The sequence below is a fragment of the Cupriavidus phytohabitans genome (assembly GCF_017815025.1).
GTDB lineage: Bacteria > Pseudomonadota > Gammaproteobacteria > Burkholderiales > Burkholderiaceae > Cupriavidus.
This window is the reverse complement of record NZ_JAGIQB010000011.1, coordinates 85,915-101,807: the sequence shown is the minus strand read 5'-3', so window position 1 is coordinate 101,807 and position 15,893 is coordinate 85,915. Positions and strand designations below refer to the sequence as shown.

Genomic DNA, 15,893 nt, shown 5'->3' with positions numbered 1-15,893 from the left:
ACCCGCCAGGGCCGAAATGCCAGCCTGGCGGAGCACAGCCGACTGCCTCACAGAATGGCTCCAGCGGCATCGGCCGGCAGCATGCTGCGCGGTTCCGATTGGATCCTCGCGGCGTCAGACTAGATGCCTCCGAGCACGTCGCGCACGCGTTGCGGCCAGCGCGCCAGTTCGAAGCCGTGATGGCGCAGCAAAGCCAGCGTCAGGCGCTCGATGCCGAAGCCCACGCAGCCGGTATGCGCCAGCGCCCCGTCATCAGTGCGCAGCGGCCACGCATGGGCGAAATGATCCATGTGGTAGTTGAAACTCATGCAAGCGGTCGGTGGCGCGCCATCGTTGATCGGCACCAGCAGTTCAAACTTCAGTTTGAGTTCACGCTGACTGTCCGCGACGATCTTGCCACCACGACCGAAGAACGGATCGTTTGCAATATCCACTTCGTGCGGCAACCCGAGCATGCTGGCCAGATTCTGGCCACGCTCCATCCATATCTGGCGGAATTCGACAATCTGCTCGGCAGTCCCGAGCCGCACGTACTCGCGCTGGCGGAACATCTGCATGCGTGCGGGATCGATGGAAGGCTCATGGCGGAAGCAATACGTCAGCACGTCGACCACGAGGCCGCCACGGGGCATCGGCCCGCGGTCGGCCACTACCGGATAGACCGGATAGCACGCCGCGGGTGCCAGCACCACTTCGGTCGGTCGCTGCTGCTCGGCCCACTCCTCACCGTGTTCCACACGGGCGAGCAGACGGTGATGTTCCCGTTCGCCGCCACAGAAGCAATGCACCGTCCCCGCCAGTTGCGGAAAACTCTTGAGGTATTCGCTCGCCTCGAAATCCTCGCGCGGCATCGCGGGAGGAAATCGCATCACTTCCGCATGCTGGTCGGCTCCGAGCTTGCTGATGGCGAGGTTCAATCCATCGGCGATGCCTTCGAACAGCGCGCTGCGGCCATAAATGCCATCGACCTTGGTCGGGAAGAGCACACGGGCATCGATGAGCGCCTGCCGGTAGGCACGACGGCCGAGGTCCGGATCCTTCACCGGTACGGCGTGGAGAAAATGATCATCCGCGACAGGAGATGCGTTTTCGTCGGCTGTGCAAGTGTGGCTGGTGTCGTCCATGTTCGGATCCTCAGGCAGTCCGGTCCGCCAGCAGCAGGTTGGCGGTGTTGGTCAGGATGCGATCGTTGTTGATCATTAGGGGCGCTGACCACAGATCCCGAAGGTGGCGTCCCAGGCTGAACGGCGTGCCATGCTTGTAGCCCGCCATGCCGCACACCAGCATCGCGATCTGGACTGCCTCGAGCGCCAGCGCCGACACGCTGGTCTTGAGACCATTCATTTCCGCCGCCAGGCTGAACATCGCCGACACGCCCTGCCTTGCGTGCCGCTGGCGCTGGTGGCTCAGCGCCAGCTCCAGGCGGCCATCAAGCATCTGGATGATGGCCACGGCCTCAGCCACGCGCGTAGCCGATGGCGGCAGCGTGCCGGGTCGGGCACGGGCCTGGCCCTGGAACAGTGCCTTGGCACGCTGGACCGCGTCCGCCGCGATGCCTGTCCACACGGCAGACCACAGGATATGCGACACGGGGGTCATCGTAACGTCGGCAATCTCGCCAAACGGCACCGGCAGGATCTGATCGGTATGGCCGCGCGCTTCGAGCCGGAAGCCGTTGCTGCACGTGCCCCGCATGCCCAGGGTGTCCCATGCGGAGAGGTTTTCCAGCGTGTAGTCCGGCTTCAGAACGCTCACCATGACCTGGTCCGTGGGCGCGGCATCGGGGTGCCGACGTGCCGTCACGAGAATTCCGTCAGCGTGGGCACCATAGGAGATGGTTGGCGCCATCTTCAGCAAATGCAGGTTGTCGTTGTCGACGTTGACCGCGCATCCGCTGTTGCGCAAGGCACCGCCAATAGCCTCTTCGGAGGTGGCCGATGCGAGCAGCAACTGTTCGCCGCCAAGCCGTTGCAGCAGTTGCGCGTGCCATGCACTGTTGCCGGCATGGTTGACCAGGCATGCTACCTGGATCTGGTGCATGGCGTATATCATGCCCGTCGAAGCGCAGGCAGCGCCGAGCACGCGGCAAACTGCCGCGATCGCCTCGAGCGGCGCGCCACCACCGCCAAGGTCAATCGGTACCATCGCACCCAGCAGTTTGTGCTCGCGCAATACCGTGAAGGCCTGACAGGGAAAGCTTGCATCCCGGTCGATCTGGTCTGCATGCCGTGCGGCTTCTGCGGCGACCAGCCTCGCCGCCGCCATCCAGTGCGCAGCATCTGCAATCCCGGCGCGCGGATGTGTCAGCTCAACGCTGGCAAGGGCGGGACTCACGCAGCCTCCTGCTCATTCTTGAGTTGCTCGGCTGCCGTAGCCAGTGCGCCGATGCTGCGGAACAGCTGGCGGGTCAGCATGCGATCGGGGATTTCGATGCCGAAGGCGTTCTCGATCGCGATCATGACATGCACGGTCGCCAGCGATGACAGTCCCGCTTCATACAGATCGGCGTGGTCATCCAGAGATTCAACTGGCACGTTCAGACGAGCCACTTCCGACAGAATGGTACGTATGGCTGCTCTCATGCTGGGGCTCCAGATTTAGGAAAAGCATGGTGTTGGGCTATTTAGCCCGGACTTCGGGCTCGAATCGGTACGCTTCCGTACGAATGGGCTGCGAGTGCCGGGACGCCTGCAAGGCCCTGGCACGGCGCGTTCCGGGCGGAGAAGCCCCACCTGGCGTTGCCAGGGCAATGCGTGGTCTTCGCGCGGGAAAGCACGACGCGACATCCAGGCCCGGGGGCGAGGGCCCTGTCAGGTCTTCTTGCAACAGCGCTACCAGACGAGGCGATGCGCCCTGTCCAAGGGGGCAGCTCCGCCCGTAGGCGGCACCGATCGAGCGCCGTCACGCGTGCGGGCGTACCCGTTTCTGCGTAACGCTTTCCCCGCATCACTGCATGCGCTCGTGCGTTTGTTGCGCAGAAAATTGGCACGTCCCGCGATCGGAGCGCCGGCTTCAGGCTTTCTCCGCTCCATTGATGACTTGCCTGGTCAATGCCGGGCGCTTCGCTTCCGCCTTGGGCAAGGGCATGCCCAGATAGGGATTGATGGTATTGAAGTCCGACCGGTTGCTGCGCCGTGGCATGACCCCGTTCAGGATCCCGCCCGCCAGCCGCGCATTGGCATGCGCCAGGCGCTTGAGGGTGTCGTCGACCTGGCCCGCCGCCGTCACGTCCGCGCGCACCACCACCAGCGTGGAGCCCGCCAGGTTCGCCACCAGCGTGGCATCGGCCACGGCCAGCACCGGCGGCGTGTCGACCAGCACCAGGTCGAAGCGGCCCGCGCACAGCCGCAGCGTTTCCGCCAGCGCCGGCAGCATCAACAGTTCGGACGGATTCGCCGGCGCCGCGCCGCGGTTGAGCAGGAACAGGCCGCTGACCACGCTCGGCCTGACTGCATCGGCGATCGCGGCGCGCCCGGCCAGCACTTCGGCCAGGCCCGGCTCGACCGGCTGGTCGAACCAGTCCGCCACGCGGCCGCGGCGCAGGTCGGCGTCGATCAGCAGCACGCGCTGGCCGGCCTCGGCAAACAGCACCGCGAGGTTGACCGCGGTAAAGGTCTTGCCCGCGCTGCTGGCCGGGCTGGTGACCGCCACCACGCAATTGGGCGCATCGCGCAGCGCGAAGTGCAGCGCCGCGCGCAAGGTGCGCAGCCCCTCCACCGCCAGAGAATGCGGCGCGCGCCGCGCCAGCAGGTACTGGTCGTGCAAGCCCTGGCGCAGCAGCCGTTCGGCGCGCGCGTGCTCGTCCTCCGGCGCGGCCGCGGTGGCGGCATCGATCACCTCTGTGCCCGGCTCGGGCCAGCCCAGGCGCGCCTCGGTCGGCAGCGCGAAGCCCGCGGCGATGCCCAGGCGGCGCTTGGTTTCGATCTGGCGCTCGAGCTCGGACTGCTCGTTGCTGAAGGCGATGTCGCCGAGCATGGCCATGCCAAGCCGCTCTTCGGCATCGGCGGCGCTGGCCACCGACGGGCGCAGGCGCTGGCGCAGGTTGACGCCAGCCACGCCCAGGCACAGCCCGAGCAGCGCGCCCACGGAAGCGAACGGCCACGTGCCGATCCCGACCGGCGTCACCGGCGCGATCGCCGCGTCGATCACGCGCAGCTGGCTGGAGCTGTCGGACAGCATCAGCGACAGCTGCTCGACCTTGGTGCGCAGGGTCATGTACATGTCCTCGGCCACCTTGACGTCGCGCGTCAGCGCCACCGATTCGCGCTCGGAGGCCGACAGGCTTTGCATGCGCGCATCGATCTCGGCACGCTCGCGCGTCATCTGCTGGATCTGGCTGTCGACCGTGCGCACTTCATTGGCCTCGGTGGTGAAGCGCTGCAGCAGCCGCGTGCGCTCCAGCCGCAGCGCGGCGATCTGGCGCTGGTACTCCATGCTGTTGTTCAGGAACGATTGCGCATCGCGGCTGGGCGCCAGCGAGCCGGTGCGCGCGCGGTAACGCGTCAGCGCCTCTTCCGCGCGCGTGAGCTCGGCCTGCACGCGCGGAAGTTCGTTGGACAGGAAGGCCAGCGTGCCGGCGGCGTCCTCGCGGCGCTTGGTGGTCTGTCCGTCGATATAGGCGCGCGTGACGCCGTTGACCAGCTCGGCGGCAAGCTGCCGGTCCGCATACTGCCAGCCCACGCGCACCGTGCCGCCCGGCTGCGCCGGTGCGCCGCCGGGACTCGCGGACATCTGCGCGCCTTCGCTCTCAACCTGCAGGCCCCTGCGCACGGCCTCGGCGGTGCGCGCGAGATCGTGACGTGTCAGCACGAAGCGCGTGCCAGGCGCGGCCTCGATGCGGTCCACGCGCAGCGTAATGCCGTTGCCGCTGGCGGTCTCGCCGACACGGCCCTCGAGCAGCAGCACGTCCTGATCGAAGAGCCGGTAAGCGCCGTCGCGGCGTGCCTCGAACAGCAGGGGATGGTCCACCAGGTCTTCGGGCACGCTCATGGTGTCGACCACCAGGCGTTCGCCGCCCCAGGCATAGCCCTGGCTTGCGGGCCAGGTCCCGCGCACGTGGCCGGGCGTGGAGAAGCGGTCCAGCAGCGCGCCCACCAGCGGCGCGCGCAACGGCTGCGCGGTGATATCCAGGCGCAGGCGCTCCACCACTGGCCCCACCACGGCGCGGCTCTTGAGCAGCCCCGCGTCGAAGCCGGCAGCGCCCTGCGTCTGCGCGACGCTGCGCACGCCGCCGTCGCGCCCCTCCACCTGCACCAGCGCCTGCGCGCGGTATTGCGGCGGCTCGGACAGCGCCACCAGCGCGCCGACGCCGGCGCCGGCAACGCCCGCGGCAACGATCCAGCCCATGTGGTCCATCAGTGCGCGCGCCTGGCGCGTGCCGGCGGGCTGAGCTTCGCGCCGGGGGGCCGCACCTTCCGCCGGTGCGCCGGCATATGACAGTCTGCTCACGGGTACCGCTCCTCAAATGGGATCAGCGCGGCGTCCTGCGCCGCGCGTGGTCAGCCGCATGCCGCCAGGGGCAGCCGGCAGCGCCGTTCAGGCGTTGGCCAGCGCGGGCAGCAGCCGGTCATATTCGCGCTTGACCAGCTTGTAGCATTCGCAGGAATGCTTCTCCAGGCCGCAGCGGTCCAGTACCGTGATATGGCCGCGGCTGTGGTGGATCAGTCCAAGGTCCTCCAGCTTGCCCGCGGCCTCGGTCACGCCTTCGCGACGCACGCCGAGCATGTTGGCAATGACCTGCTGCGTGATCACCAGCTCGTTGGAACTGAGCCGGTCGATCGCCAGCAGCAGCCAGCGGCACAGCTGCTTGTTCAGCGAGTGGTGGCGGTTGCACGCGGCGGTCTGTGCGATCTGCGTCAGCATCGCCTGCACGTACAGCAGCGTCACGCGCTGCAGCGTGGGCAGGCGCGGCAGCTCGGCGCGCAGCATGCGTGCGGGGATACGGTAGGCAAGGCCGGGGCTGCGCACTTCGACGCGGCTGGGCATGGTGTCGCCGCCGGTGACTACCGGGATGCCGACCAGCCCTTCATGGCCGACCGCGGCGATCTCGACGGTCGCGCCGTCTTCGAGCAGCGACAGCAGCGAAACCACCGCCGTGGTTGGGAAGTAGACGTGGACGATGCGCTGGCCGGAATCGGTGAGCAGCTCCCCGGCGCGCAGCCGGACCAGCTCGAAATGCTGGGCCAGTGTTTCCCACTCGCCACGCGGCAACGCGCTGAGCAGGTGATTGACATGCAGTTCCGACCGATGCGTGATCATTTTTTCGTACCCCCTGTCCAAACCCGTTTGCGGAACAACGTCCTGCCGGCTCGGCGAACGCCACTCGGGAAAAACGGGCTTCAGCCTTGCCGGTTCCCGTTCAGCGCCAGCATGGCCGGCATGACTGGTATCCGACTGCCTGGCTGCGCCGTTGACCCTGCTGCGGCGCTGACTGCAAGCCAGTGACTCTATTTAGCGTCATGGAAAGACGCTGCGACAGTAGGCGAATGGTTGGGGAGCGCTCATCCATCGGGAGGTTGGCCGGAAAGCCGAGCGGGATGCCCGGCCGTGGCGCATTCAGCGTGCAGCGCGCGGCAGCGGCGCAGGCAGGCGCCGGGCCCTCCTGCAAAAGTCGGAGATGGGAGCAAGCGCGGGGCGGCCGGCGGAGACGGCCAGTGCCGGAAGGGACGGAAGGGACGGAAGGGGCGCGAGCAATTCGACAAGCTGGCATGGCCCGACCTCATCCAGCGGCATGGCGCGTGGAAGAAAGCCGGCCAGGTGGCCGGCGGCGGCCACCACGGTGCAGCGCCAGCCATGCACTGCCGCCGCCGCGGGGTGCAGCACGCGTGGCGCGCGGAAGCACAGGTGGATCGTGTTCATGCCCGACAGTTCGATCGCGGCCTCGTGCAGATCGTGCAACTGGTGCAGCCCGGCGTCGCGGCCGGTCGCATCATCCACGGCAATCGCCAGGCGCCCGTTGACCCACGCTTCGGTGCCGCGCGCCAGGCCGCGCAGGCGCAGCAGCCGTGGCCCGTGTCCGGCAATGCACAGCCGGTACCAGTAGTCGTGGCAGTGCAGCGGCACCGGAGCGCCTTCGCGCAAGCGGCCCGCTGCCCCCATGGCCATCGCGACCGAACCGGGCACCGGTGCCGGCAGCCAGCACGCGCCGTCGTCGAGCACCGCCGGCGACGGGGCCGCGCCGGGCAGCGTCTGCAACCATCGCCACGGACCGCAAGGCGCGCGCGACGCTATGTTGGTGAAGGCGGTGACGAAGGCGGTGACGGGTGTGGCGCCGGGCAGTGGGACGAGGGCAGCGGCCGGCCGGCCCGTGGCCGCGGCATCGGGAGAAGTCATGGCGCATACTCGCCGAAATGCCGGGCCAGCGCCGGCACGCTGGCCTGGTAGGAGGCCTCGAGCTGGTCCAGGCAATCGTCGCAGCGATCCGGTTTGCGGCTGATCACGGCGCGCATCAGCCGGAACTGCATCACCATTGCTTCCGACGCCATCGTGTAGCACGCTTCGGCCGCCTTCTCGGGAACCTCCTGTCCCTGCATCACCAGCCAGCGCAGGTAGCGCGCGAGCAGCTCGAAGTTGGCGCCGAGCTGGCGCAGCACGCCCGAGGCGTAGTGGTGGAAACCCGGCTCGCCGCGCGCCATCAGCCGCTCCAGGTGCGCGGGAAACGCGGCGCGGAACTGTGTCACGGGATTCTGCTGCGGCCGGTTGCCCAGGTGCGTGCGCAGCAGCGCCAGCGAAGCGTCGAGCAGCGACTCGCGCCCGCGCAGCCGGCCATCGCGGCGCACCACATCGGCATGCACGAAGGGCAGCGTCTCGGCGCTGCGCGCTCCCGGCGCCAGCTGGAAGATCGCGGCGTAGTCCTCGCCGCTGGCGGTGTGGTAGCCGTCGGTATGGTAATAGCCGACGGCGCCCGCCTCGGGGATCAGCACGTCGACGGCGATGCAGGTCGGCGTGCGGTGGCGCTGGTAGCCGGCGCCGGGCGGTGGCGGCAGCTGGCTGCTGTCGAGCTCGATCACGACGAGATGTCCGCGCGCGGTCTGCGCCGCCACGTGCGACTCGAGCGAGTCGTACAGCGTCATCGCATGGGCGGTCAACCCGTAGAGCCGCTCGAGGTCCGCCACCGGAAAGCGGCACTGCGTGAAATGGTCGGCCTCGAAATCCTGCCGCACTGCGCACGGCAGCGCGGCGACCGGTGGCAGTTCGAGTCCGTGCAGCAACTCGATCCACAGGTCGATATGGCAGTTGACGTGCGACCACACCGGATTGCCGCCGCGCAACCCGGGCCCGCCACGTCCACGCATCTTGGTGTCGCCGTACACTAGAGACCTCCGCGCCTGCCATGCCGATCCAATTGCGGGTGTGCGTGGCGCGCGCCGGATGCGTGCCCTCGCGCTCGCGTTCCGGCTGCCGTGCACTGACATTCTGTTGTCATGCCCGCCTTCTCCCTGCACCGAGCCAAATGCTTGCGCCATCGGTCTTGATGGCGATCTTGGCGCGCGCGGTTCAGGACAGTCTGTTGGACGGCGCACAAACTTTGCACAGGTCCCGAGGTCCGGCCGTCGATGCGTTGCGCATGGCTGCGCGTGCCGACGGATGCGCGCCTGCGCTTGTCGGCGCAGAGGTTGAGTTCCGGTTGAGCCGGTTGAGCCGGTTGAGTGGCATTGAGCACGCATGCGTGACACGCATGCTGCTTCTGGTTGATACAGTCGCGCGTGCCGATTGGATATCGTCAAGAGGACGTGTGGGCGGCAGTATTGCCCGCACGCCTTCAAAGCCCGCATGGTCCCCCGGTCGGCGGGCTTCTTTTTTTGTGGCATGGCATGGGCGCGACGGCGTGCGCCAGCGCGGGCGACGCCGGCAGTCATGTGCATGGCCTGTGGCTGCACGGCAATGGTTGGCGAGCGGAATGGGGAGAATGGGGAGAATGGGGAGAATGGGGAGAATGGGGAGAATGGGGAGAATGGGGAAACGGGCAGACCTGCTGCAGGATGACGGCAGCAGTGATCGCGTGCCTCGCCCTCGCGCTGGCGCGGGCAAGGCATGCGCAATACAGCAAGGCGCCGCAGCGCCCCGGCTCAGGGTAGCGTAGCTGCCGGCAGGCGCAGACGATGCTGCGCCAGGATCAGTGCGCGGAAGCTTTCCACGCGCAACACCGCTTCACGCTGTCCTGCTTCACGCGCTGCCTGCGCTGCGGCATGCTCGCAATCGAAGCGGCGACCATGCAGTTCACCGCGATACAGCAGCGCCTGCTCGCCGGCACCAGCCAGCCGGATTTCGAAGCAGCAAGCCCATTTGCCCCGGCCCTCGCGCACGGCGAAGCCATGCACGACCAGGTAATCCATCCCGCCTTCCATACGACCCCCTAGCATCCCGGTGCGGCATGCCTCTTGGAGCGGGGCCGCTCGCACGCCGGGCATTTGAAGCATAGTGCTTGCGCGCATAGAGCGCCCTCATCCGCAGGCTGTAATCCCGTGGTGGCCGAAAGAGGGAAGCGCGTGAGGGCGCGTGAGGGGCCGGCAGACTCAGTCGGCGCCAACGCTGTCCTGCGGCATTGCCTGCATCAGCGAAAGCGCCATGCGCGGGAAACACTGGCCGCCAGCCCACACCAGCGCGGTCGCGGCGCAGACGAGCTCGGCAGGCGCCGGCACCGCCAGGCAACCGCTGGCGCCCAGCAGCGCGGCGTGGACGATCAGCGCCGCGTCGAGCCGGTCTGACAACACCAGCCAGCGGCGCGGGGCGAGCCGGGCATGCATCTGGTCGAGCAGCTTGCGCGGGTCACCGTCCAGTCCGCTGCAATCGATCAGCGCGATATCGGGCGGCTCGCTGCCGGGCTCGTCCGCATCGGGATGACGCTGCCGGCCGGCAGCGCACTCCTGCAGCCATTGCGGCGCGCGCCACCGGATCGGGCGCGGCAGGCCCAGCGCTTCCAGGCGACGCACCAGGGTGCGGCACATCATTTCGTTGCTGGCAATCAGGTAGGTCGGCATCGATTCGGCAATGGCGCCCATGGCCGCTGCGGCGCGATGGGTCCAGGGTCAGAAGGTCATGTGGCCGGACGGCCCGCCGTGGCGAACATGGCGCGCCTCGCGGCGAGCGCGCCCTGCCGTTGGGCGCCTGACGCAATGGCGTGCGGCAGGCGGCGGCGAACGCCTCCCTGTCAACGTAGCAAGCGCTCCCCGCCACCGCCTCATGCTTTTGGTGGACGCCACCACGTCAAAAGGATGACCCGCGGGGATGGCCGCGGCACCGGATCCGACCGGCGCCGGCATGGCTGCAAGCGATGCACCCCAGAACGGTCATGCAGGGACGTCAGGCGGCCTGGCACGCGCCGAGCGGCCGCACCGCCGGCGGGCCGGCCCAGTCCAGCGTGGCGCCGCGCTGCAGCGCCACGTAGACGGCCTCGCCCTTGTTGCGGACATGGAGCCGCTGGTACAGCGTGCAGGCATGGGTCTTGGCCGTGGCCACGGAGATATTGAGCATCCGGCTGACGGTCTTGATTGGATAGCCGCGCGCTAGCAAGGCCAGCACCTCGTACTGCCGTTCGGTGATATTGAGCAGATGCGCGCCGCTCGACGGCGTCTCGCTCGCATGCGCAACCGGCGCTTCGCCGCGCAACGCATGCAGCGGCACCACCACCGGGCCGGCGGCGTGACTGGTCGGCTCGGTCGGAGCGAGCATGGGCGGCGTGCCGGCTTCGTCGCCGCGTCCGCTGGCCGGCTCGGACAGCAGCAGCGACGGGAAGCACTCCCCGCCGGCCAGCACGAGCCGCACCGCGGCGTCGAGCGCTTCGGCGCTGGCGGCCTTGTGCAGGCAGCCGCGTACGGGCTCCGGCAGCGCCGGCCGTGACAGTGCCGCGGCGGGTTGCTCGGTCAGCAGCAGCACGCGCCGGGGCCGCAGGCGCTCGCACAGGTCGTCGAGTTGCGCCCAGCCTGCCGCGGCGTCGGACGGTAGCCCGTAGACCAGCAAGTCGGCTTCTATCAGCCAGAGGTCGGGTTCGATCGGCGCGAGCGGATCGATATCGGTGAGGTCGCCCGGGAGATGCGCTTGGGCCAGGAGGTGGCGAAGACCCAGGCGCAACAGTGGATGTTGCTCGATCAAGAGGATGCTGGCCATGGCCGCTCTCCTTCTTATTGCGGCAAGCCCAGGCCCTGCGACAAACCCGTTCTTGCTGTTGGACCAGCTTCCGCTATGCTGCGGCTCGCAGATCCATACGATCCGGCTTGTTCCTGGCCTGGTACGGCGTCCCGTCGGTTGCCGTGCCCGTCCCTTCCCTTGGAGTGCCGAATCGCCCCGTTTGCGCCGTTCGAGCCGTGACTGGCCGGCTGATGCCGGGCCGCGCAGCTCATGACTGACGCTTTAGTAACTTTCCAACCAGATTTAACAGAATCTAATTCTGATCTTCAGCTTATGAAACAGGGGCGTCGAAAGCAAGCCTCTGTGCATTGCAGCGGGGTATTCCCCGAGGGCTATCTTCCCTACGTACCGGAGCCCCACCTCCGGCAACCCACTGCGACCCTTCCAGCGCAGCTTAACCGGGCAGACAGATGTTCGGGCGGCAAGGTACTGGCGGAATGGCGCTTATCCCGCATAAAATTATCGGCATTGCTCTTTGCTGTGCATTTCCGGGTGGATGGATTCGGGCTCAGCTTAAGTGTTTTATAAATCAAGGAGTTAGGCGAGCCATGTGCCCTCCCCCACTGACCGCCCCGCGCCGTTGCCCATGTTGCCAGGATCACATTCCGTCAGCCTGACCCGCAGCGAATTCGCCGCCGTCCGCGCCTATGTGCAAGGCATGCCGGCAGCCATGGTCGTCGGCCGCTATCTGGCCGACGACGGCGATGACGACGACGCCGGTGAATCGGCCCTGCGCACGCTGCTGAGCCTGCGCGACCGCATGGTCCAGCTGGCGCATCTCCATGGCCGCGCCGATCTGGCCGAGCTGCTGGTGGCCGGTCCGGGCCGTTCCAACCGCGGCATGGATCGCCGGGTGGACGCGCTGGCGGAACTGGAACGGCTCGGTACAGCGGCACCACGGGCGGAGCATGGCGTGGAATTGTGGTTCGGGCCGTCACTGGCGCGGCGCCTGCGCCATGCCAAAATTGTTAACATTAAAGCACTTATTGGGCTGACCAACGTCCGCGGCACGGCATGGTGGCGGCGCGTGCCACGTATTGGAGCCCTCGCCGGCCAAGCCATCAACCGCTGGCTGGCAGAGCATCGTGAACTGGTCCGCACGCCCCAGGGCCAGCCCATGCTGGCCGCGCATGTGGGTAACCGCACGCCACTGGTGCGCGGGGCGCTGGCACCAGACATGCCACGCCTGCTGCCGCTGGAATTTCTCGCCAGCGATGCGGAGGCGCCGCCCGCCTGTCCCTTTGCCAGCGGCGTCGGCATGGTGCGCAAATGGCTGTACGCCAGCACTCCCCCTGCCGGCGCCACGCATGCCGCGTACCGGAAGGAGGCCGAACGGCTGTTGCTGTGGGCGGCAATCGAGCGCCGCAAGGATCTCGCCGCGTTGGACGAGCAGGACCGCCAGGCATACCTGGCCTTTCTTGCCGACCCACAGCCGGCGGCGCGCTGGTGCGGACCGCGGGCACCCCGGCAAGTCGGATCCTGGCGGCCATTTACCGGGCCGCTGGGCGAGGCCAGCCGGCGCCATAGCATGCGTGTCCTGGGCGCCTTGTGGGCGTGGATGGCGCGCAATGGGTACGACTCGGCCGCCCGGTGGCTGCCAATAGGGGGACCGGCACGGGGTGCGGCGGCGGATATGGGCATGGCGGCCGCGGCCGGAGATGCGGCATCCGGACTGGACACCGGGAGCGCTGCCTGCCGGGAAGCTGTCGACGACATGGCGCTGGTGCGCTTCACAGCCTGGCTGGAGAACGAAGGCAGCCGGCCGGACGGCGTGCGCTACCGGGCCGCGGCCGCGGCGGTCGCGCTGCTGCGGGAATGCCGGCCGCGCTTTGCCGGGCTTGTGGCGCTGCGCTGGAAAGACCTGCGGATCCTCCACCGGGTGTCCGGAACGAGGACGGAGGAAGCGCCGGACGACGACCGGCTTGCGCTCACCGACACGGCGCTGGCCGCGCTACGGCGTCACTGGCAAGACCGGGGATTGGACCTGGACGCGCCCGCCGCGGCGGATGTGCCCCTGCTCGGCCCGCCCGCCGCGCCGCCCACCCGGCGGGCGCAGCGCAAGCTCGCCAGCACGGCCCATCCGCCCTATTCGGTGCGCGGGCTGCATGCGCTGCTGTCGGCTGCGATTACCCGCTATCGGAGGCTGGATGCCGCCTTTCCGGCCCGGTCGCCACGTGACCTCATTCGCGAGGGGCAGCGTTGCCGGACAGCGTCGGCGTCGGTCGAAGAAGTTGGTACGGGGGGAGAGTTGCCGTAGGGACTGGCGGTGCGGAACAGGATGGGTGGCGGCGTTACCACCGAAGAACTGGGTACGCTACAGGATCTTGCCGAGCGATCCTGCCACAGCTGGAGACCTGGATGCCCCGGGGACGGTGGTGTGCAATGATCCCGCCTCCCCGGTTCTACCTCGTCCTCACTCAGAGCAAGGTCTTGTCCAGTCCGAAGCGAGCCTTGAGCAGCTCGACCAGATCCTCCCGGGCACTACGGTCGCCCAGCTGGACATCGAGGACGACTCGCCCCGAATCCCACTCCTTGATGGTCCCGAGCAACTGGCCGCCGTCGGTCCGGATCTTGTATTGCCGGCTGATTTCCTTGATCTTGCGCGCCTTGCCCTCCTGGGCATGCTTGCGGATCGCCTCGACTTCGCGGCTTGACAGGCCATCGTTGATGATCCGCGCAGCCAGCTCGCGGGTCCGCTCCTCCCCCGCCAACTTGCAGTACAAAGTCAGCTCGTACCCGGCGGCGATGCCGATCGCGCTCGGCCGCTCGCGCATCACGCCAAGCACGGACTCGGGCAGGCGCAACAGCGCCAGCGTCTTGTTGACCGTGCCGGCGGACATCCCGGTCAGTTCGCAGATTTCTTCTTCCTTCTGGACCTTGCCTTCATCGAGCAGCTGGCGCCAGGCGATCGCATTGTCCAGTGCCGACTGGTCCGAGCGCTGCTCGTTGAGCATGAACGACAGCCGGTAGAAGTCCAGGTCGCTCAGGTCGTCCTCGACAAAGCACTCCATCTCGAGCTTGCCGGCTGACGCCAGCGCTCGTTTGCGGTAGTGGCCGTCGATCAGGATGTAGTGGCCGGGACGCGACGTGTCCGGGGCAGCGAGGCCGGGGGTCTTCTGTCCATGCGTGGCGATCGACGCCGCACGCTCCTGCACGATGGCGGGATCATAGATCCGGCGGGCATTCAGCGGATTGTCATGAAGCTCCGCCAGCGGAATCCGCACCAGCTGCCGGCCAGTCGCCATCTCGCCAGCACTTTCAGCGCTGAAAGCGGCAGCGGCAGCGGCAGCGGCAGCGGCAGCGGCAGCGGCATCGTTGGTCCTGCCCTGCAGCAGCCCATTCGGATGCTGCGAAATCGCTGCCTCGGCCCGGGCAAACCGGTCCAGCGTGTCGCTGCGGTGCTTCTCTGCCACCATGCCGGCGAGCATGCCGGCCTTGAGGCTTTTCAGTTTTGTAGCCATGCCTTATTGCTCAATCAAAGACAACACTTCGTCGACCATCATGTCGACCTCCTGTACCGCCTCACGCGCCCCGGCAACGCCATGGACAGTACAGCCGATCGCCTGGCATTCGCGGAAGGCCGAGCGCGATCCAATCATCGAATTCAGAAGCGGCACCTCGCCATCGTCTCCCAGGATCTCGATCGCCTGCCGCGCGATCGACACGCGCCGCTGCACCATATTGGCCATCACCCGGATCAGCAAGGTTTCATTCTGGACTTGCGCATGTTGTGCCAGCGTTTTTGCTGCGACCGCCGCCCAGAGGTCCGGAGGCGATGGCACCACCGGGATGATGGCAAGGTCGGAGATCAGCAGCGCACTGGACGGCGCCGCCGAATGGACTGCAGGCGGACAGTCGACAACGATGTAATCGTAATCGTGCACAAACTTCCGAACTTCTCGGTGCATGGCGCCGCCCGATGGCGCCAGGCCGATCACCGACGCGGGGAACGGGCGCTCATCGCTGGCCTGGGCGGCCCAGCGGGTGGCGGTGCCTTGTTCGTCCATGTCAACCAACATGGAGCGGGCACCCCGCAGGCCCAGCGTTCCCGCCAGGTGCATGCTGACCGTGGTCTTTCCGCAACCACCTTTCTGGTTGAAGACGGTGATGATTTTGGCTGCCACTGCGACCTCTCTTTCAGCGCTGAAAGCGCGGTTTGACTCTTAAGGCGCAACTGTAGCCAAAAGGAGGTGGCGCTTCAACCATTTTCCAAATTTACAAAAATTTTAATGAGGTACGAAGAAAGGCACCCGGCTTTTTTGGCAGGCTCCAGGGCTTCGACAATAAATTTGCTTGAAATGCGGGCGCCCCTGTGTCTAAAGTATTTGTAGTGCGCATTACGCCGCACATGACACCGCAATCCAAAGTGGTTATGATGCGCGCTACAGTCGAGTCAAGTCGTGTCAACCTCGTCGGCTTCCGTTCGGTATCTACGAGAACTCAACGTGCTTGAACGGTTGTTTGCGTGGTGTACTAGAACTTGCTTCGAAAAGGAAATTCTTATGGCAACCGGTACGGTCAAGTGGTTTAACGAGACCAAGGGCTTCGGCTTCATTACCCCGGACGACGGTGGTGCAGATCTGTTTGCGCACTTTTCCGAAATCCAGGGCTCTGGCTTCAAGACCCTGAAGGATGGGCAGCGCGTGACGTTTGAAGTCAAGCAGGGGCCGAAGGGTCTGCAGGCTTCGGGCATCAAGCCGGCCTGATCCAGCTGATTTGCCCGCTGCGGCAACACTGCAACGGCGGACAAACAAAAAGGCAAGCGT

The 15,893-nt window shown here is 67.1% G+C and carries 14 protein-coding genes; 2 read left to right on the top strand and 12 right to left on the bottom strand.

Annotation, left to right across the window (positions count from 1 at the left end):
* Nucleotides 1–119 precede the first annotated feature (119 nt).
* The 10 genes from J8I34_RS10075 to J8I34_RS10030 all read right to left on the bottom strand — a co-directional run bounded on the left by J8I34_RS10075 (nucleotide 120) and on the right by J8I34_RS10030 (nucleotide 11,106).
* Nucleotides 120–1,124 carry an amino acid--[acyl-carrier-protein] ligase gene (locus J8I34_RS10075; protein WP_209805950.1) on the bottom strand — a complete coding sequence of 335 codons (1,005 nt, stop codon included), beginning with the start codon at nucleotides 1,122–1,124 and terminating at the stop codon, nucleotides 120–122.
* A 10-nt stretch (nucleotides 1,125–1,134) separates the two neighbouring features.
* Nucleotides 1,135–2,334 (bottom strand): acyl-CoA dehydrogenase family protein, encoded by a 1,200-nt coding sequence (locus tag J8I34_RS10070; protein WP_029045128.1) that lies wholly within the window; start codon nucleotides 2,332–2,334, stop codon nucleotides 1,135–1,137.
* Nucleotides 2,331–2,582: an acyl carrier protein gene (locus J8I34_RS10065; RefSeq protein ID WP_029045129.1), complete on the bottom strand. Its 252-nt coding sequence runs from the start codon at nucleotides 2,580–2,582 to the stop codon at nucleotides 2,331–2,333. The genes J8I34_RS10070 and J8I34_RS10065 overlap by 4 nt, the downstream gene beginning before the upstream one ends.
* 430 nt (nucleotides 2,583–3,012) lie before the next feature.
* Nucleotides 3,013–5,448 (bottom strand): polysaccharide biosynthesis tyrosine autokinase, encoded by a 2,436-nt coding sequence (locus J8I34_RS10060; RefSeq protein WP_029045130.1) that lies wholly within the window; start codon nucleotides 5,446–5,448, stop codon nucleotides 3,013–3,015.
* 87 nt (nucleotides 5,449–5,535) lie between these two features.
* Nucleotides 5,536–6,258: a Crp/Fnr family transcriptional regulator gene (locus tag J8I34_RS10055; RefSeq protein ID WP_029045131.1), complete on the bottom strand. Its 723-nt coding sequence runs from the start codon at nucleotides 6,256–6,258 to the stop codon at nucleotides 5,536–5,538.
* Between the two features lie 297 nt (nucleotides 6,259–6,555).
* Complete coding sequence (locus J8I34_RS10050; protein WP_209772808.1) at nucleotides 6,556–7,332, bottom strand: hypothetical protein; 777 nt, start codon at nucleotides 7,330–7,332, stop codon at nucleotides 6,556–6,558.
* The gene (locus J8I34_RS10045; protein ID WP_029045133.1) at nucleotides 7,329–8,312 is read right to left on the bottom strand and encodes a DUF1839 family protein; all 984 of its coding nucleotides are present in this window, start codon (nucleotides 8,310–8,312) and stop codon (nucleotides 7,329–7,331) included. The genes J8I34_RS10050 and J8I34_RS10045 overlap by 4 nt, the downstream gene beginning before the upstream one ends.
* A gap of 756 nt (nucleotides 8,313–9,068) precedes the next feature.
* The gene (locus J8I34_RS10040; RefSeq protein WP_209772817.1) at nucleotides 9,069–9,347 is read right to left on the bottom strand and encodes a hypothetical protein; all 279 of its coding nucleotides are present in this window, start codon (nucleotides 9,345–9,347) and stop codon (nucleotides 9,069–9,071) included.
* 168 nt (nucleotides 9,348–9,515) lie between these two features.
* Nucleotides 9,516–9,980: a response regulator transcription factor gene (locus tag J8I34_RS10035; RefSeq protein WP_035876752.1), complete on the bottom strand. Its 465-nt coding sequence runs from the start codon at nucleotides 9,978–9,980 to the stop codon at nucleotides 9,516–9,518.
* 322 nt (nucleotides 9,981–10,302) lie between these two features.
* On the bottom strand, nucleotides 10,303–11,106 hold the full coding sequence (locus J8I34_RS10030; RefSeq protein ID WP_029045135.1) for a helix-turn-helix transcriptional regulator: 804 nt from the start codon (nucleotides 11,104–11,106) through the stop codon (nucleotides 10,303–10,305).
* A gap of 607 nt (nucleotides 11,107–11,713) precedes the next feature.
* Here J8I34_RS10030 and J8I34_RS10025 point away from each other — a divergent pair.
* Nucleotides 11,714–13,384, top strand: a complete 1,671-nt coding sequence (locus J8I34_RS10025) for a phage integrase family protein (RefSeq protein ID WP_209772819.1) — start codon at nucleotides 11,714–11,716, stop codon at nucleotides 13,382–13,384.
* A 160-nt stretch (nucleotides 13,385–13,544) separates the two neighbouring features.
* Here the strand turns inward: J8I34_RS10025 and J8I34_RS10020 are convergent, their stop codons facing one another.
* Nucleotides 13,545–14,588, bottom strand: a complete 1,044-nt coding sequence (locus J8I34_RS10020) for a ParB/RepB/Spo0J family partition protein (protein WP_209805949.1) — start codon at nucleotides 14,586–14,588, stop codon at nucleotides 13,545–13,547.
* Between the two features lie 3 nt (nucleotides 14,589–14,591).
* Nucleotides 14,592–15,251: an AAA family ATPase gene (locus J8I34_RS10015; protein WP_029045137.1), complete on the bottom strand. Its 660-nt coding sequence runs from the start codon at nucleotides 15,249–15,251 to the stop codon at nucleotides 14,592–14,594.
* A 378-nt stretch (nucleotides 15,252–15,629) separates the two neighbouring features.
* On the opposite strand from J8I34_RS10015, the gene J8I34_RS10010 reads away from it, so the two are divergent.
* A complete protein-coding gene (locus J8I34_RS10010; protein ID WP_029045138.1) occupies nucleotides 15,630–15,833 on the top strand; it encodes a cold-shock protein in 204 nt (67 codons plus the stop codon).
* Nucleotides 15,834–15,893: the final 60 nt, after the last annotated feature.

Bases quoted from the DNA above. Each gene is read 5' to 3' on its own strand.
- J8I34_RS10030 (WP_029045135.1), bottom strand. From the start codon at position 11,106: ATGGCCAGCATCCTCTTGATCGAGCAACATCCACTGTTGCGCCTGGGT.
- J8I34_RS10050 (WP_209772808.1), bottom strand. From the start codon at position 7,332: ATGACTTCTCCCGATGCCGCGGCCACGGGCCGGCCGGCCGCTGCCCTC.
- J8I34_RS10035 (WP_035876752.1), bottom strand. From the start codon at position 9,980: ATGCCGACCTACCTGATTGCCAGCAACGAAATGATGTGCCGCACCCTG.
- J8I34_RS10065 (WP_029045129.1), bottom strand. From the start codon at position 2,582: ATGAGAGCAGCCATACGTACCATTCTGTCGGAAGTGGCTCGTCTGAAC.
- J8I34_RS10075 (WP_209805950.1), bottom strand. From the start codon at position 1,124: ATGGACGACACCAGCCACACTTGCACAGCCGACGAAAACGCATCTCCT.
- J8I34_RS10010 (WP_029045138.1), top strand. From the start codon at position 15,630: ATGGCAACCGGTACGGTCAAGTGGTTTAACGAGACCAAGGGCTTCGGC.
- J8I34_RS10055 (WP_029045131.1), bottom strand. From the start codon at position 6,258: ATGATCACGCATCGGTCGGAACTGCATGTCAATCACCTGCTCAGCGCG.
- J8I34_RS10040 (WP_209772817.1), bottom strand. From the start codon at position 9,347: ATGGAAGGCGGGATGGATTACCTGGTCGTGCATGGCTTCGCCGTGCGC.
- J8I34_RS10020 (WP_209805949.1), bottom strand. From the start codon at position 14,588: ATGGCTACAAAACTGAAAAGCCTCAAGGCCGGCATGCTCGCCGGCATG.
- J8I34_RS10025 (WP_209772819.1), top strand. From the start codon at position 11,714: ATGTTGCCAGGATCACATTCCGTCAGCCTGACCCGCAGCGAATTCGCC.